At 69.4% G+C, this 14,973-nt stretch carries 16 protein-coding genes; 7 read left to right on the plus strand and 9 right to left on the minus strand.

The window, feature by feature from the left end:
- Window positions 1-42 precede the first annotated feature (42 nt).
- Both F784_RS0101125 and F784_RS0101130 read left to right on the plus strand, forming a co-directional pair.
- Window positions 43-1,272 (plus strand): sugar efflux transporter, encoded by a 1,230-nt coding sequence (locus F784_RS0101125; RefSeq protein WP_019584844.1) that lies wholly within the window; start codon window positions 43-45, stop codon window positions 1,270-1,272.
- 102 nt (window positions 1,273-1,374) lie between these two features.
- Window positions 1,375-1,884 carry a YciE/YciF ferroxidase family protein gene (locus F784_RS0101130; protein ID WP_019584845.1) on the plus strand — a complete coding sequence of 170 codons (510 nt, stop codon included), beginning with the start codon at window positions 1,375-1,377 and terminating at the stop codon, window positions 1,882-1,884.
- A gap of 59 nt (window positions 1,885-1,943) precedes the next feature.
- On the opposite strand, the gene trpA is transcribed toward F784_RS0101130, so the two are convergent.
- From trpA to gluQRS, 3 genes are read right to left on the minus strand one after another with little or no spacing between them, the layout of a single operon-like run.
- Window positions 1,944-2,744 (minus strand): tryptophan synthase subunit alpha, encoded by an 801-nt coding sequence (gene trpA / locus F784_RS0101135; RefSeq protein WP_019584846.1) that lies wholly within the window; start codon window positions 2,742-2,744, stop codon window positions 1,944-1,946.
- Complete coding sequence (gene trpB / locus F784_RS0101140; protein WP_019584847.1) at window positions 2,741-4,018, minus strand: tryptophan synthase subunit beta; 1,278 nt, start codon at window positions 4,016-4,018, stop codon at window positions 2,741-2,743. Before trpB ends, trpA begins: the two co-directional genes overlap by 4 nt.
- Window positions 4,019-4,075: 57 nt before the next feature.
- The gene (gene gluQRS, locus F784_RS0101145; protein WP_019584848.1) at window positions 4,076-4,993 is read right to left on the minus strand and encodes a tRNA glutamyl-Q(34) synthetase GluQRS; all 918 of its coding nucleotides are present in this window, start codon (window positions 4,991-4,993) and stop codon (window positions 4,076-4,078) included.
- Window positions 4,994-5,024: 31 nt separating this feature from the next.
- Here gluQRS and F784_RS0101150 point away from each other — a divergent pair, with 31 nt between their 5' ends.
- The 3 genes from F784_RS0101150 to F784_RS0101165 all read left to right on the plus strand — a co-directional run bounded on the left by F784_RS0101150 (window position 5,025) and on the right by F784_RS0101165 (window position 7,346).
- On the plus strand, window positions 5,025-5,252 hold the full coding sequence (locus F784_RS0101150) for a hypothetical protein (RefSeq protein ID WP_019584849.1): 228 nt from the start codon (window positions 5,025-5,027) through the stop codon (window positions 5,250-5,252).
- 254 nt (window positions 5,253-5,506) lie between these two features.
- Window positions 5,507-6,337 (plus strand): PIG-L deacetylase family protein, encoded by an 831-nt coding sequence (locus F784_RS0101160; protein ID WP_019584851.1) that lies wholly within the window; start codon window positions 5,507-5,509, stop codon window positions 6,335-6,337.
- A 37-nt stretch (window positions 6,338-6,374) separates the two neighbouring features.
- Window positions 6,375-7,346: an ion channel gene (locus tag F784_RS0101165; protein WP_019584852.1), complete on the plus strand. Its 972-nt coding sequence runs from the start codon at window positions 6,375-6,377 to the stop codon at window positions 7,344-7,346.
- Between the two features lie 214 nt (window positions 7,347-7,560).
- On the opposite strand, the gene F784_RS0101170 is transcribed toward F784_RS0101165, so the two are convergent.
- The 6 genes from F784_RS0101170 to F784_RS0101195 all read right to left on the minus strand — a co-directional run bounded on the left by F784_RS0101170 (window position 7,561) and on the right by F784_RS0101195 (window position 13,340).
- Window positions 7,561-7,860, minus strand: coding sequence for a roadblock/LC7 domain-containing protein (locus tag F784_RS0101170; RefSeq protein WP_019584853.1), 300 nt, complete (start codon window positions 7,858-7,860; stop codon window positions 7,561-7,563).
- Complete coding sequence (locus tag F784_RS0101175; protein WP_019584854.1) at window positions 7,857-8,198, minus strand: roadblock/LC7 domain-containing protein; 342 nt, start codon at window positions 8,196-8,198, stop codon at window positions 7,857-7,859. The genes F784_RS0101170 and F784_RS0101175 overlap by 4 nt, the downstream gene beginning before the upstream one ends.
- Entirely contained in the window at window positions 8,195-8,545 is a 351-nt protein-coding gene (locus F784_RS0101180) for a roadblock/LC7 domain-containing protein (protein ID WP_019584855.1), read from the minus strand. The genes F784_RS0101175 and F784_RS0101180 overlap by 4 nt, the downstream gene beginning before the upstream one ends.
- A 119-nt stretch (window positions 8,546-8,664) precedes the next feature.
- A complete protein-coding gene (gene panD, locus F784_RS0101185; protein ID WP_019584856.1) occupies window positions 8,665-9,027 on the minus strand; it encodes an aspartate 1-decarboxylase in 363 nt (120 codons plus the stop codon).
- A gap of 29 nt (window positions 9,028-9,056) precedes the next feature.
- Window positions 9,057-10,607: an Rqc2 family fibronectin-binding protein gene (locus F784_RS0101190; protein ID WP_019584857.1), complete on the minus strand. Its 1,551-nt coding sequence runs from the start codon at window positions 10,605-10,607 to the stop codon at window positions 9,057-9,059.
- 183 nt (window positions 10,608-10,790) lie between these two features.
- On the minus strand, window positions 10,791-13,340 hold the full coding sequence (locus F784_RS0101195) for a BamA/OMP85 family outer membrane protein (RefSeq protein ID WP_019584858.1): 2,550 nt from the start codon (window positions 13,338-13,340) through the stop codon (window positions 10,791-10,793).
- A 207-nt stretch (window positions 13,341-13,547) separates the two neighbouring features.
- Between F784_RS0101195 and F784_RS0101200 the strand changes: the two genes are divergently transcribed.
- Together F784_RS0101200 and F784_RS0101205 are read left to right on the plus strand one after the other, a co-directional pair.
- Complete coding sequence (locus F784_RS0101200) at window positions 13,548-14,192, plus strand: YggS family pyridoxal phosphate enzyme (protein WP_019584859.1); 645 nt, start codon at window positions 13,548-13,550, stop codon at window positions 14,190-14,192.
- A complete protein-coding gene (locus F784_RS0101205) occupies window positions 14,189-14,971 on the plus strand; it encodes a DivIVA domain-containing protein (RefSeq protein ID WP_019584860.1) in 783 nt (260 codons plus the stop codon). The genes F784_RS0101200 and F784_RS0101205 overlap by 4 nt, the downstream gene beginning before the upstream one ends.
- The last annotated feature ends 2 nt before the right edge of the window (window positions 14,972-14,973 follow it).

The following is a 14,973-nucleotide window of genomic DNA, read 5'->3' on the forward strand; positions in this document are numbered from 1 at the left end:
GAATACCCATACTTCGGGAGCGTGGAGAGGTAGGGTGGCGCGGTGACGGAACTCGCCCCCACTTCCAATCCCCCCTCCGTCCGGCTCGCGGATGTCTGGCGGCTGCCGCACGTGCTCGGGCTGGCCGTCTCGGTGCTGTTCCTGGGCCTCGCCACGTCCCTGGCCTTCCCGTATATGGCGCTGTTCGGGGTGAACCAGGTCCACATGACGCCGCTGCAACTGGGCATCTTCCTGACGGTGAACGCGGTGAGTGGAGTGCTCATCAGCACCGGGCTGGCCCGCCTGTCGGACCGCCTGCCCGACCGCAAGCCGCTGGTGTTTCTGACGCTAGGGGCCGCGATGGTGGGGTACAGCCTGCTGAGTGTCGCGCGGTCCTACCCGGCGCTGCTGCTCATCGGCCCCGTGTTCCTGGGCACCGGGGCCGCCGCCTTTCCGCAGGTGTTCGCCTTTGCGCGGGCGCAGTTCGTGGGGGTGGCGGGCGCGCTGCCCGACCGGGCCATCACCGTGTTGCGCTCCATCTTCTCCCTCGCCTGGGTGGTGGGGCCGGGGGTGGGGGCGCTCGTTCTCGCGCGGCTGGATTTCCGGGGACTGTTCCTGCTGGCGGCGGGGTGTTTCGTGCTGGCGGTCCTGCCCATCCTGCGGGTGCCACGCGCCCCTGTGGAGGCACCGGCTCCACCCTCGCCCGCCGATCCGCAGGAGGAGACGGCGGCCCGGCAACCCTTCTTCCGCCCGGCGCTCGCTTTTGTTCTCTACGGCATGAGCATGAGCATGGGCATGAGCATGTTTCCGCTGTTCATTACCAAAGTGTTGCACGGCACGGACAGTCAGGTCGGGTTCCTGGTAGGACTTTGTGCCCTGCTGGAAATCCCGTTCATGCTGGCCTTCGCGGTGACCCGGCGGCTGCCCCCGCTGGCCCGCATGGTGAAGTACGCTCTCGCCCTGTTCGCGCTGCACTTCGCGCTCGTGTACCTGTCGCAGGGCATGCCGCTCCTGGTGGTGACGCAGGCGGTGCGGGCGGCCGTACTCGCGGTCACGGCGGGGCTGGGGATGGCGTACTTCCAGGAGCTGATGCCGGGACGGATCGGGGCCGCCACCACCCTCTTCGCCAATACCACGAACGTCGGGTCGATGCTCGCCGGGATCGTGTCAGGAGCCTGCGCGCAGCTCTTCGGCTACCGGGCGGTGTTCCTGCTATGCGGGCTGCTCACCCTGGGCGCCTGGCTGGTGATGCAGAGTTTTGCCCGGCGGCGCACGCTTTCAGCGAACGCCTGAGCGGATGAAGTGGGGTTCACGGGTGCCCCATCCCCTGTGGGAGGCGGGAGCGAACACTGACGGGGCATCCCACCGAACCGGGGTGGGCGCAGGAGGGGACCGATGACGTCAGGCGGCATGAGCATGAGGATGACGGACCTGCAAGACCTCTATCTGGAAGGGCTCCAGTACATGTACTCCGCCGAGGAGCAACAGCTGGAGGCCCTATCACAGATGGCGGGGGCCGTCAGCAACTCCGGGCTGCGCCAGGGCTTCGAGCAGCACCGCGAGCAGACGGCGGGGCAGATCGGGCGATTGGAGCAGATTTTGGGCGACTTGGGCGCGCAGCCGGGCGGCAAGCCCTGCAAGGGGATGCAGGGCCTGATCGCCGAGGGGCAGGAGATTATCGAGAAGGGGAGCGAATCTGCCGTGCGCGACGCCAGCCTGCTCGCGGCGGCCCAGCGTGCCGAGCATTACGAAATCTCGGCCTACGGCACCCTGCGGACCTACGCGGAAATCCTGGGCCGCTCACAGGACATGGACCTCCTGCGGACGAGCGAGGACGAGGAAAAGGCCAACGACTTGAAGCTGACGGGTCTGGCGCGCTCCATCAACATGGAAGCGATGAGCTGAGGCAGGCGAAGAGGAGGGGCCGTGAGCGAGTCACCCACGGCCCCTCCTCTTCGCCGTTCCTATCTTTGGCAGCCCCGCGCGATCTCCACTGCCAGGGCGCCCACATCCCGCCATTCGCGGATGGCATTGATAAAGGCGCTCCCGACGACCACGCCGTCCGCCACCTGCGCGACCTGCCGCGCCGTCGCCGCGTCCTTCACTCCGAAACCGACAGCGACGGGCACCTGCGCATGCTCACGGGCCAGGGCCAGCATGGCGGGCACCTCACCAAGTGCCGCGCCCTCGCGGGCGCCCGTCACGCCCGTCACGCTGACCGCGTAGAGGAAGCCGGTGCAGGCCTGCGCCACGAGCTTCACCCGCTCCGGCGTGCTTGTCGGCGCGATCAGGAAGGTGACGGCCAGCCCGTACTCGGCGGCGAGGTCCGCGATCTCGATGTCCTGGTCGGGCGGCAGGTCGGGGAGGATCAGGCCGTCCACCCCGGCGTCGGCCGCCAGGCGCATGAACTCGCGGGGACCCACGGCGTAGATCGGGTTGACGTAGGTCATGATCACGATGGGCGTGTCATGTCGCGCCCGCAGTTCCTTCACGAGCGCCAGCGTGCGCCGGGTACTCGTGCCGCCCGCCAGCGCCTGCTCGCTCGCCCGCTGGATGGTGGGGCCGTCGCCGAGGGGATCGGAGTAGGGGATGCCGACTTCGAGGAGATCCGCGTGCTCAAGCAGCGCGTCGGCCACGGCGGGAAAGGCCTCTGCGGTCGGATACCCGGCCGTCATGAAGGGGATGAAGGCGGCGCGGCCCGCTGCCTTCGCCCGGTCAAAGGCGGCGTGGATGCGTTCGGCTCCCCTGGTCAGCGTCGCCGTCATGCCAGAACCCCCTCGATGACCCGCTCCGGGTCCTTGTCCAGCAGCCCCTCATCCCGCTCCATCTCCAGCAGCCGCATGACTTCCGCCACGTCCTTGTCGCCGCGCCCGGAGAGATTGACGACGATGATCCCGTCCGGCCCAAGTTCCCTCGCCAGCTTGACCGCGTGGTAGACGGCGTGGGCGCTCTCCAGGGCGGGGATAATGCCCTCCAGGCGGGTGAGGAGTTGCAGGGCTTCGAGCGCCTGCGCGTCGGTCACGGGGACGTACTCGGCCACGCCCGTCTGGGAGTAGTGGCAGTGCTCGGGGCCGATGCCGGGGTAGTCCAGGCCCGCGCTGATGGAGTGCGGGGGGACGATCTGGCCCTCGTCATCGTTGAGCAGGTACATCATCGAGCCGTGGAGGACGCCGATTCGTCCCCCCGCGACGGAGGCGGCGTGCTTGCCGCTCTCCACACCCTCCCCGGCGGCCTCGGTGCCGATGAGTCGGGGGCGCTGGTCCTCCGGGAGGTAGGCGTACGGTGCGAAGATGCCGATGGCGTTGGAACCTCCTCCCACGCAGGCAACGATGGCGTCGGGTGCCGAGCGGCCCTCCAGTGCCTGAAGCTGCACCTTGACCTCCTCGCCGATCACACTCTGGAAGTCGCGGACCATCGCGGGGTAGGGGTGCGGGCCGACCACGCTGCCCAGGATGTAGAAGGTGTCGCGCACATTGGTCACCCAGTCGCGGATAGCCTCGTTCGTGGCGTCCTTGAGGGTGCTGGTGCCGGAGGTGACCTCACGGACCTCGGCACCGAGCAGCTTCATGCGGAAGACGTTCATCACCTGGCGGCGGATGTCCTCGGCGCCCATGTACACGATGCAGTCCAGGCCCAGCAGGGCGGCCGCGGTGGCCGAGGCGACCCCGTGCTGCCCGGCGCCCGTCTCCGCGATCACCCGCTGCTTGCCCATCCGCTTGGCGAGGAGGGCCTGCGCGAGGCAGTTGTTGATCTTGTGCGCGCCAGTGTAGTTGAAGTCCTCGCGCTTGAGGTAGATCTTCGCGCCGCCCGCATGGTCGGTAAGGCGCTGGGCGAGGTAGAGGGGACTGGGGCGGCCCACGAATTCCTTGAACAGGCGGTCGAGTTCGTTCAGGAACTCCGGGTCCTGCTTCGCGGCGCCATACGCCTGTTCGAGTTCATCCAGCGCGGGGATCAGCGTCTCGGGGACGTACCGCCCGCCGAAGCGCCCGTATCGCCCGCGTCCGTCCGGCTGCGGGTAGCTGGGGAGGTTGAGGGACATGATCCTCAGGGTAGAGCGCCAGCCTGAACGGCGGCTGGGTAAACTTAGACAAGCGGTCTAAGTTTGTGAGGTGGGGAGGAATTCAGCCTGGGCCAGCCGGAGACGCCATAGTGGCAGCAGATCATTGACCGTGACAACCTCCGGCACGTCCCAGCCGAGAGAACGGGCGAGGGAGGAGAGGACCCGGCCCGCCGCCTCTCCCCCCTGCCGCAACGCCTGCACGGGTGGCGCGCCTCCTCTCTTGGCGAGCCGTTGTCCCTGGAAATCTGTCATCAGCGGGACATGCAGATATCGTGGAGTGGGGTAACCCAGCGCCCCCTGCAAGGCGACCTGCCGGGGTGTGGCGGGCCAGAGGTCCGCGCCGCGCAGCACGTCCGTCACGCCAGTCATGGCGTCGTCCACCACGACCGCGAGGTGGTAGGCGAACACCCCGTCGTTGCGCCGCAACACGAAGTCGCCCACCTCGGCGGGGAGATTCTGGCAGAGCGTTTCCCCCGTCAGGGCGTCGTGCGCGCAGACGACTCGGTCCGGAACACGCCAGCGAATGGCTGCGGGACGGCCGGGATGGGCCGGATGCACGCGGCAGGTGCCTGGGTAGATGGGCTCGGCTCCGTGGGGCGCACCCGCGCTGTCCTGAATCGCCTGCACGATCTGGCGGCGGGTGCAGGTGCAGGGGTACGTCTCCCCCGCCGCTGTCAGCCGCATGAGGGCGTCCGCATACACGTCAAGCCTCTGCGACTGGACATATTCGGCGTCCCAGTCCAGACCCAGCCATTCCAGGTCACGCCGGGTGGTGTCGAAGGCCCAGGAACGAACGCGCTCCGTGTCGAGGTCCTCGAAACGCAGGAGGTGCCGCCCGCCCAGCGCCCGCGAGTGCAACCAGGCGAGCAGCGCCGTCCGGGCATTGCCCAGGTGCATCGCCCCGGTTGGGCTGGGGGCGAAGCGGCCCACGACCGGGGCGGGCGGGGAGGTCATGCCGCCCAGGCTAGCGCGGCATCATGACGCCGTGACCGACGACCGCCTGCCAACCCTCCTCCACTCCGAGCCGTACTGGACGGTGCTGGCGATGCGCGAGCAGGGCAGCCGCTTCTACCGGGCGCTCGGGGACGCGCTGGAAGCCGCCGACCTCACCAACCGCCGCCGCATTTACCTCACATGGACGGACGAACTCTGGGACTTCTACAAGCGCGGCCTCCGTTTGGAGGAGGCGGAGCGCGGCTCGGGCGAGGGCTGACCGATCGGGGCGAGGAACGCCTCGCGCGTCACCGCTCGCAGGGCGGCGAGGACTCCGGCCCGTTCGGTCCCGGCCCGAATCCGCTCGCTTTAGCTGAGCTTACGCGCCCGGTCCTCCGCCGCCCGACCCGGCACGGGCTGGCTGATCACCCCCAGGAACAGTTGGACGAGCAGGGTCCAGAGCGCCCCCGGCATCGCTTTCATGCTGCCGTTACGTGCGCCAGACCCAGCCGTTCCCGGCGTACACTGCCGCGCATGACTTCCCCGCAGCAGCCCACCCTCCTGGCCGTGTTCGCCCACCCCGACGACGAGGCGTTCGGCGTCGGCGGTACCCTGACGCACTACGCGCGCAAGGGGGTGCGGGTGCTCCTGGCCTGTGCCACCCGCGGCGAGGCGGGCAAGATCACCGTGCCGGGCATGACGGTCGACGACCTGGGGCAGCAGCGCGAGCATGAATTGCGCGAGGCCTGCCGCGCCCTGGAGATTTCCGAGCCCATCTTCCTGGACTACCACGACTCCGGCCGTTTCGAGCGCACCCGCTACGACGACCCCCTCGCGCTAATGAACGTGAACCCGCTCGCCGTGGAGGTGAAACTGCGCGCCCTGATCGCCGACGTTCAGCCGCAGGTCATGATCACCTTCGACCCGCACGGCGCCTACGGGCATATCGACCACCTCCAGATTCACCGGGCGGCGGTGGCGGCCTTCTTCAGCACTGGGCACCTGCCGGGCGGCGGACCGCAGCGGCTGTACTACACGGCCCTGACCCACGAGGCCGCCGAGGGGATCTCGCGCATGGGCCAGAACCTCGACCCCCTGGTGTATGGGGTGAGCGAGGGGACCGTCGCGGTCCGCATGAACGTCGCCGCCTACGCGGAGAACAAGAGGGCGGCGCTCCGGGCCCACGGCACCCAGACGGGCGAGCAGAGCCTGCTGGGCCGCATGACCCCGGAGGAGCGCGAGGCGATGGAGAGCCGCCTGCTGGGCACGGAGAACTTCAGCATCGGCGGCACGCGTACGGCCCTGGCGAGCTATCCCCTGCGCGGCCTCTTCGACGGGGTGCCGGGGTTCGAGGAACTGGACTGAGGGAAAAGCTCTGCCGCACGCTGTTAAACTTCTCCTCATGACGGCTCCTTCTCCCGGCAGCGAGCAGGCCCAGGGGCCGGTCGAACCGCTGGGGAATGACCTGGGGCTGGGGCGGGTGGTGTCGCAGGAGAGCCACCAGCGGGTGGTGAACCGGGACGGGAGCTTCAACCTCCAGCGCAGCGGGCTGGGGTTCTGGCACTCGCTGAACCTGTACTACGACCTGATCGGCATCTCGTGGCCGGTGTTCGTCACGTTGCTGGGCGTGGCGTACCTGCTGCTCAACGCCGCCTTCGCCCTGGCCTACCTGGCGGCGGGGCCGGGCGCCCTGTCCGATATGCCCACCGACCCTGCCGGGCGCTTCTGGGCCTGCTTTTTCTTCAGCGTGCAGACCTTCGGCACCATCGGTTTCGGGCACGTATATCCCAAAAGCTTCGCGGCGGACGTGATCGTCACGCTGGAGGCATTCGTCGGGCTGCTGGGGGTGGCGCTGGCGACAGGCATGATCTTCGCCCGCTTCTCCCGGCCCAAGCCCCGGGTGCTGTTCAGCGAGTGCGCGGTCGTCGCGCCGTACCGGGGCGGCTGGGGGTTGATGTTCCGGCTCGTCAACGGCCAGCGCACCCAGCTCATCGAGCTGGAGGCGGAGGTCACGCTGGCCTACTTCCGGGACGTGAAGGGGCGGCCGGTGCGCCAGTTCACCCGATTGAAGCTGGAGCGCGACAACGTGGCCTTTTTTCCCCTGGCCTGGACGGTGGTCCACCCCATCACCCAGGACAGCCCCCTGTGGCAGGTCACCCCCGAGCGGATGCGGGCCGCCGAGAGCGAGGTGATGGTCAACATCCGGGGACTGGACGACGTGGTGTACGGCACCGTGCGGGCGCGGACGAGCTACCAGGTGGACGATATCCGCTGGCACGCCCGCTTCACCGACATGTTCGTGCGGCGGCCGGGCCGCCCGGTCACGGTCGATGTCCGGCGCCTGAGCCAGATCGAGCCTGTACCCTCTACCTGAGCCCTTCGGCCTGGGCGATGCACGGGAGGCTCCAAAAGAAAAGCTGTTTGAGACGACAAAAAAGCTCCTCCCCCTGGAGGGGGGAGGTTGGGACTCGCAGAGCTGCTTGCAGAGGGGGTGAACGGGCCGGGCGTCAGAGGCCAATCGGGAGCCGATTCAGGGCCCATCCGCAGGATAAGCGGGCGCTCGCCACCACGGCCCTCCGAACTGCGCGTTAGCTGAGCAGCCGCCTCACGGCGAAGCGAATGCGGCCCAGGCTCGCCACGTCGTCGAAGGCGGTGAGCAGCACCTGGTCGCCGTGGGGAGTGAGCAGAATCGGACCGTCCCCCACGTCGAGCAGCAGGTCCTGCCATCCGCTCTGGCCGAGCGCGGCCTGGAGGCTCCCGATCACAGCGCGCCCCGCCTGCACCACGCTGATATCCGAGCCGCCCCCGGCACTCGACACGATGCCGCCCTGCGCGTCGATCAGGGCGACGTGGCGGATGCCGCGCACCTCCAGCAGTTGCACGATCATGCGACCTCCGGCCGGGGCAGATCGGTGAGCTCCAGCGCCAGGCGGGCGAGCAGCTGCTGGGCGGCCCGGGTGTCGTGCCCGCGCGTCAACGCCACCCCGAGGACGAAGTCACCGCTGGTCACGGCGACCACCTCGACGCGCTCACTGGTAAAGGCGACGCGGGTGACGTTGCCCGCGCCCAGGCGGCGGCCCACACGGTCCAGGACCACCCGCAGAGCGGCGAGTTCGGCGGCCAGCGCGTCGCCCGCCTCGCCGATCAGTTCGATGAACAGGCCGTCGGGACCTACGAGGGCGCTGGCAACGACGCCCGGCACGGCGCGCAGGGGGTCGAGCCTCACAGGTAGCTCTCCAGTTTGCGGGCGGCGTCGCGGCCGTACAGCCGGGCCTGGCCCAGGTTGCTGCGGCCGTCCAGGGCCAGCAGCAGGAAGAATTCGGGGGTGATGGGGTGCAGGTACACGCTGAGGCGCTCGCCGCGCAGGTACAGCTCGCGCGCCTGTCCGCCCCCCAGCGTCTCGCCGTAGGCGGCGTTCGCCCCGCGCAGCAGGCCTGCGTGTTCGGCGACGAGAAGGTTCAGGTCGGTGGCGGTGGCGGTGTGGCCCTCGACCAGCAGGCCGTCGAGCCCGCCGATGGCCGCGGCCCAAGCGCCGTCCACGTCGGCCACCAGTTGTGTGAGATGAGGCAGCATCAGCGCCGATGATAGGCGGCGGGGTCACGCAAAACTCTCACAGAAGGGAGGAGCCCTTCCCCGCGGGCAACAGGGCGCCCCTTCCCATGCCCGGGGAGGGGCGGAATATGGTCGAGCCCTCAGGCCGGTTGCAGGTCCAGCACCCGGTTTCCCGCGTCCACCAGCACCACGCGCGGCTCCAGGGTGCGGGCCTCCTCCTCGGTGAAGTGGCCGTAGGCGGCGATGATCACCAGGTCGCCCGGCTGCACGAGGTGGGCCGCCGCCCCGTTGATGCCGATGACGCCGCTGCCGCGCGGTCCCCTCAGCGCATAGGTGCTCAACCGGTTGCCATTGGTGATGTTGTAGATGTCCACCCGCTCGTGGGGCAGGATGTCCGCCGCGTCCAGCAGGTCCTGGTCGATGGTGACGCTCCCGACGTAATCGAGGTCCGCCTGCGTGACGGTCGCGCGGTGGATCTTGGCCCTGAACATGATGCGTTCCACAGCGGGGCATTGTACTCGGGAGAAAGACGCTACCCCTCCGGCAGCGTCCCGTCCACGAACACCGTCTTCTGGTCGGTGTAATGCACCTGGCCAGCGGGGGCGCCCCGGGGCCGCCACACGTGCTTGACGCGGGTGTAGTCCACCGGCACGTTGCTGCTCCCGCGGGCCCGGGAGTGGGCCGCCGCCAGCCGCGCGGCGTACAGGATGTCCGGCAGGGCCAGGTCGCGCCCCCCCGAGCGGACGAGCACGTGGCTGCCGGGGTAGCCCTGCGCGTGGAACCAGTAGTCCAGGCTGCGCCCGACGCGGTGGGTCAGGGTCGCGTTCTCCTTGTTGTTGCGGCCCACCAGCACCTCGAAGCCGCCCGGGGTGGTGAAGCGCGTCCCGTACGGGCTCTTCTCGGGCCGCTCGGCCTGGAGGGTCTCCGAGAGGGCTTCGAGGTCTTCCAGGCTCGCAGCGTCGAGCTGGGCCAGGCGTTCCTGGGCCTCGGCCAGCTCGGCGCGCAGGGCGGGTTCGCGTTCGGCCAGCCGCTCGTACACCTCCTCGCGGCGGCGGGCGCGGGTGTAGCGTTTCTCCGCGTTCTGCACGGCCGAAAGCTGCGGGTCGAGGCTGACCGGGACCTCCCCGCTACCGTCGAAGGCGGGCAGGAGGACGGAGGCGGTGCCGGGCTGGGCCGTGTGCGCGTAGGCCATCAGGAGGTCGGCCTCCGTGCGGTCCTGGGCGGCGGCGTCCAGCCCGGCCTCGGCACGGGCCACATCGGCAAGCTGGTTGGTGACGAGGGTCAGGCGTTTTTCCAGCGGCTCGCGCAGCGCCTTGCGAAGCTGCGCGGCCTTTTCCGCCCGGGCCGCCTCGCGCGCCCCCTCCTGCATCACGCCCTCGGAGACGGTGGGGTCGTCGACCAGAGAGCGCAGCGCGGCGAACGCCTGCGGCCAACGGTCGCCTGGTGCCTCGTTCGCGGCCACCCCTGCCCGGCGCGCGAGTTCCGCTCCCAGCAGCAGCCCGATCCCGTCCACCCGCTCGCGCCACTTGCCGATGGGGAGGACGGCGAGGGTTCGGGCTTCCTCCTCGGTCATGCTGCGTGGGTCGAGTTTCTCGTAGGGTGGCGGCGGGGTGTACACACCCCCCGTCCGAACGGTGCGGAAGCGGTTGCGGCTCCCCGTAATCTCGCGGGCGGCCTGGAGGATGCGGCCCTCGAACCCCCCCCCCGCCTCCAGCACCAGGAGGTTGGCGTTGCGGCCCGTCACCTCAAAGAGGAGTCGCGTGGGCGGTTGATCCACGAAGCCCGTCTCGCCCCCGAAGTGCAGCGCGAAGACCCGGTCAAGCTTGAGTTGCTCGGCCTTCACGAGGTCGCCGCGCACCCGGTTCGCCAGGTAACGCTGGAAGGGGTTATGCGGCTCGCCCCGCAGCCGCTCGCGCGACACGAACACCACGGGCTGCGGTGGGCGGTACGACAGAACGAGGTTGCCCACCCCTTCGAGCAGCAGGGCGGCGGTCGTCTCGTCGGGAAAGGCCCAGCCCAGGGTGCGGGCGGGCAGGTGCCCCGAGAGGTCCCGCAGCACCCGCGCGAGCATCAGCCCTTCCATGGGTGGTCCTTGTGGGGGGAGCATCGGCGGTTCACCGAGGCATGGTAGCGGGTTGTGGCTGTTCAGAAACCGCGCCTCGCACCACCCCCACCGGCTGTCCAGCCAAAAGTGGGGCGCGTTCCCCATCCCCAGAAAGCAGAGAGGCAGGCCCCGAAAGGCCCACCTCTCCCCTTTTGCCCTGACTTAGAAGAAGTTCCCGATGCGGAAGTAGAACTTGCCGTTGCCGTTCTGGGGGCTGTAGCCGTAGTCGAAGCGCAGGCTGGGCAACCGGGCGCCGCCGAAGCCCAGGTTGAGCTGGAGACCCGCGCCCACGCCGTAGTTCAGGCCGAAGTCCTTGCTGTCGTTCCAGGCATCGCCCGCATCAATGAAGGCCACCCCGTACAGGCCCTGGGTGAAGGAGTTGCTGAGATTGAAGTCGTAGCGGTACTCGGCGCTGGCGGTCAGGTACTTCGTGCCGAAAAGCTGGTTGTTGTCCAAGCCACGAAGCTGGTACGCCGCGATGGGGGTGGAGCCGCCCCCGATGGCGTAGCCGGTGCCAGCAGGGGGGCTGCCCGCAATCGTGCCCACGTTGGCACGCACCGCGAAGACCTGCTGACGGGTCTGAACACCCTGACCCTTGTCGAGCGTGCGGCCCAGGCCGAAGTAGGTGCTCGCCCCCGCCTGCGTGTCCGTCCAGGCGACGGGCGTGCTGCCCGAGGCACCGAAGTTGTAGGACAGTTCGGTGTTGGCACGCACGCCGCGGCTGGGAAACTCGGCGTTGTCGGTCGTGTCGTAGTTCAGGCTGCCGCGCACGCTCGTGGTGCGGGTGGTGGGCGTGAGGAGCGCCGCCGCCGCCGCGTTGCCCGCGGGGGTGTCGGGGTAACTGGCACTCGTCTCGTCACCCTTGAGGGGCTCCAGGTAGTACGTGCGGTAGGAGTAGCCCACGCCGACCGAGGCCGCCAGGTTGGTGGTGATGTTCCGCCCGGCGCTGACGCTGAAGCCGGTGTTGCGGACGGTGTACTGACGGCCGGTGTCCGCGGTGGCGCTGCCGCTGCCGGTGGTCAGGGGCAAGTTGCCCGACACCGAGGTGCCGATGCTGGTGCTGAAGCTCGTGCGGTTGGTGCGGAAGTCGAGGAAGTTCAGGTCCAGCCAGGGAATCGTGTACGACACGCTCCCCACGAAGTTCTGCCTCGCGTCGTTCTGCTGCGCCCCCAGGCTGACGCTGAGGTTCTGGCCCAGCCCGAAGACGTTGGGGTTGGAATACTGCACGTCGCCCGCGAAGCCCTTGAGGGTGTCGTACTCCAGGCCCAGGCTGACCGGGATGCCCTGGCTGCTCTCGGCCACCGTGAGCACGTAGGTCACGTTCTCGGGGTTCTGGGGATCGCTGCGGACATTCTCGCCGACCACCTGCACGAAGCCCAGGCGGCTCACCCGGCTCAAACCGGCGCGCAGCTCGTTGAGGTTAAAGAGGCCCCCGGCGGCGGGCAGCTCGCGCAGGATCACCCGGTCCTGGGTGCGGTGCTTGCCTTGCCACTGGAGTTCGTACCCGGCGAGGCGCACCTCGCGGATGTTGAAGGTCAGGGTGCCGTTGTTAAAGGTCACCGCGTCGCGCGTGCTGATCTCGTACCCGGCCTTGCGGTAGGCGTCGCGGATGGCGAGGAAGTCCTCCTGCGCGAGCTGGGGCGAGTACACGTCGCCCACCTTGGTCCTGACCGCGGCGGTCAGCGTTGCGGTGGGCACCTGGGTGTTGCCCGCGAAGGTGATGGTCCGCACCGGCCCGCTCGCCGCGTCCGCCACGCCGAAGAACACCGCGACCTGGGCGGGGTTTTGCGGGTCGGATTGCAGCGCGAAGCCCACCGGCTTGCCCGTGCGGTTGGAGAGCGTCCGCACGTCGGCGCGCAGGCGCTCCAGCGCGAGGGGCTGGCCCACCCGCGTCTGGAGGGGAACCCCGGCGCCCTCGATCCCCTGGAAGTTCACGCTGGCCGCGCGGCCCTCGATCACGCGCACCTTCAGCACGCCGTTTTGCAGGGTGGTCGCCCGCACGTCCACGCCGCTCTGGACGTACCCGGCCTCGTCGTAGGCCTGCTGGAGGGCCTCCACCGCCCCGTAGTAGGCGGCGGTCGTGAACTTCCTGGCGTCGTACAGCGGCTTGAAGAGGTTGGTGACCGTCCCGGTGGGCAGCAGGGTCACGCCCTCGACCTCCACACGGCTGATCGGCGCCGTCTCGTCCACCACAAAGGTCACGCCCACGGTGCCGTCGGCGTTCGTCTTCGTCTGGGTGCTGATGCTGGGCGTGAAGGGGAAGCCCTCCGTGCGGTAGTTCTGCGACAGGGCCTGCTTGGCCTGGTCGAGCCGCTGGGTGTTGAGGGTCGCGCCGGGGGCGATGTTCAGGAGTTCGGCGATGCTCTTCTTGAAGGCCTCGGCAGGCAGGAAGGTCAGGCCGGTGGCGTCCACTGTCTTGATGGTGGCGTTTGGCGTGACAGTAATGACCAGGGTATCGCGCCCGCCGACCGTCCGCAGTTCGGCGCTCGCCGTGCGGAAGTAGCCGGTCGCCAGCACCTCCTGCTCGACCTGGCGCGGGTTCACGCCCGAGAGCGCGGTGCCGGGCTGCACGTTCAGCGTGGCCCTGACGAAGTTCGAAAGCACGTCAGTGGTGCCGTTGACGACCACGTCCTGCACCGTTCCGGCCTGCTGCGCGAGGGCAGCCGGGGCAGCGAGCAGGAGGGTCAGCGCGAGTGTATGAGGGTGTCGCATGCGTCTCCTAGTGTGGCACAGAGCTGGGGACTCCCGTTGGAAAACACCAGCTCCGAATGCTGCCCATAACCTTTCTCGTTTCCGCCCTGAGAAGAGTGAAGGAAACTTGACGGAGTCTCCACCTGAAGGGCTCACCTGCCCTGGCTACCTCTTTCAAAGTTGGGGTGCCACAATGCGCGGCGTGAGACGCAGAGGGAGGAGGGGGCCTTGAGTCTGCCGGAGGTTCTGGCGGGCATCCGCGCCGCTGAAACGGAGGCGGGCCGCCCCCCGGGCAGCGTGCGCCTGGTCGCCGTGACGAAGGGGCAGGACCTGGAGGCGATCCGCACCCACGTGCTGGCCCACGCGGGCCTCCAGCCGGGCGGCTTTCCGCTGGGCGAGGGGCGGGCGCAGGAGTTGCGGGACAAGGCGGCGCAGATGCCGGAGGTGGAGTGGCATTACATCGGGCCGCTGCAACTGAACAAGGTCAAGTACATGCGGCCGGTCTCGCTGATCCACGCGCTGGAGGACGTGCGGCAGGCCGAGGCGCTGGCCCGCGCGGCGGAGGGGTGGGGCCGCGCCCCGGACGTGCTGCTGCAACGGCACAACGGGGAGGCGCAGAAGCACGGCATTCACCCGGATGAGCTTTCCGCCGTCTACGCTGGGGTGGTGCAGACCGGACTGAACGTGCGGGGCCTGATGGTGATGGCCCCCGAGGGGGACGAGGCGGCGGCCCGGCGGGTGTTCGCGGACACCGCCGCCCAGGCCCACGACCTCGGCCTCCCGGAACTCAGCATGGGCATGAGCGGCGACTACGCGGATGCCGTGCGCGCGGGCGCGACCCTGGTGCGCGTCGGAAGGAGTCTTTTTCTATGAACCAGCTTTCCAGTGAACTTCTGAGCAGCGAACCCCTCACGCCCCTGGACATCAGCCACCGCACCTTTCCCAGAAGGCCGGGTGGGTACGACCGCGCCGCGGTCCGCATCTTCCTGGGTCAGGTGGCGAACGAGGTCGAGGCCCTGCTGCACGAGCGCCAGGCCCTGCGCGGCCGGGTCGAGGAACTGGAGCGCGAACTCGACGAGCGGCGCCAGGCGGAGGACGAGATTCGCCGCGCCGTCGTGGCCGCCGAGCGCATCGGGCACGACCTGCGCGAGAACGCCACCCGCCAGTGCGAGCTGATGATCGAGCAGGCGCAGACTCAGCGCGAGGCCATCGACCGCGACTCGGCCGCACGCCTCGCCGAGCTGGAGGCTGGCCACCAGGCCCGCATGGCGGAGGTGGAGGCGGCCTTCCGGGGCCGCTTCGCCGACCTGGAGCGTGAGCACCACACCCTCACCCTGGAGCGCGACCGGGCGCACGCCGAGCGCACCGTGTACCTGGAGCGGGCCTTCAACGAGCGGTACGCCGAACTCACCGCCCGCCTCAGCGCGGTCCGCACGGAATACACGCAGTTCGTGGGCCAGTACCGGGCGCTCATCCAGTCCTTCGCCGAACTCAGCGCCCGCCACCTGCCCGCCGCCGAGGACCTCTCGCTGCCCGCCTCGCCGCTGCCCGGGTCCCCAGCGGTCCTCACCCTCGACGAGCCGGGGAACGAGGAGGGGCAAGCGGGGCCGTCCCGCGACCTTGCCCGGCTGGAGGAGCAGCAGTTCGTGTGAAC

Source organism: Deinococcus apachensis DSM 19763, from assembly GCF_000381345.1.
GTDB lineage: Bacteria > Deinococcota > Deinococci > Deinococcales > Deinococcaceae > Deinococcus > Deinococcus apachensis.

Bases quoted from the DNA above. Each gene is read 5' to 3' on its own strand.
- F784_RS0101130 (WP_019584845.1), top strand. From the start codon at position 1,375: ATGACGTCAGGCGGCATGAGCATGAGGATGACGGACCTGCAAGACCTC.
- trpA (WP_019584846.1), bottom strand. From the start codon at position 2,744: ATGACGGCGACGCTGACCAGGGGAGCCGAACGCATCCACGCCGCCTTT.
- trpB (WP_019584847.1), bottom strand. From the start codon at position 4,018: ATGTCCCTCAACCTCCCCAGCTACCCGCAGCCGGACGGACGCGGGCGA.
- gluQRS (WP_019584848.1), bottom strand. From the start codon at position 4,993: ATGACCTCCCCGCCCGCCCCGGTCGTGGGCCGCTTCGCCCCCAGCCCA.
- F784_RS0101160 (WP_019584851.1), top strand. From the start codon at position 5,507: ATGACTTCCCCGCAGCAGCCCACCCTCCTGGCCGTGTTCGCCCACCCC.
- F784_RS0101165 (WP_019584852.1), top strand. From the start codon at position 6,375: ATGACGGCTCCTTCTCCCGGCAGCGAGCAGGCCCAGGGGCCGGTCGAA.
- F784_RS0101170 (WP_019584853.1), bottom strand. From the start codon at position 7,860: ATGATCGTGCAACTGCTGGAGGTGCGCGGCATCCGCCACGTCGCCCTG.
- F784_RS0101180 (WP_019584855.1), bottom strand. From the start codon at position 8,545: ATGCTGCCTCATCTCACACAACTGGTGGCCGACGTGGACGGCGCTTGG.
- F784_RS0101190 (WP_019584857.1), bottom strand. From the start codon at position 10,607: ATGGAAGGGCTGATGCTCGCGCGGGTGCTGCGGGACCTCTCGGGGCAC.
- F784_RS0101195 (WP_019584858.1), bottom strand. From the start codon at position 13,340: ATGCGACACCCTCATACACTCGCGCTGACCCTCCTGCTCGCTGCCCCG.
- F784_RS0101205 (WP_019584860.1), top strand. From the start codon at position 14,189: ATGAACCAGCTTTCCAGTGAACTTCTGAGCAGCGAACCCCTCACGCCC.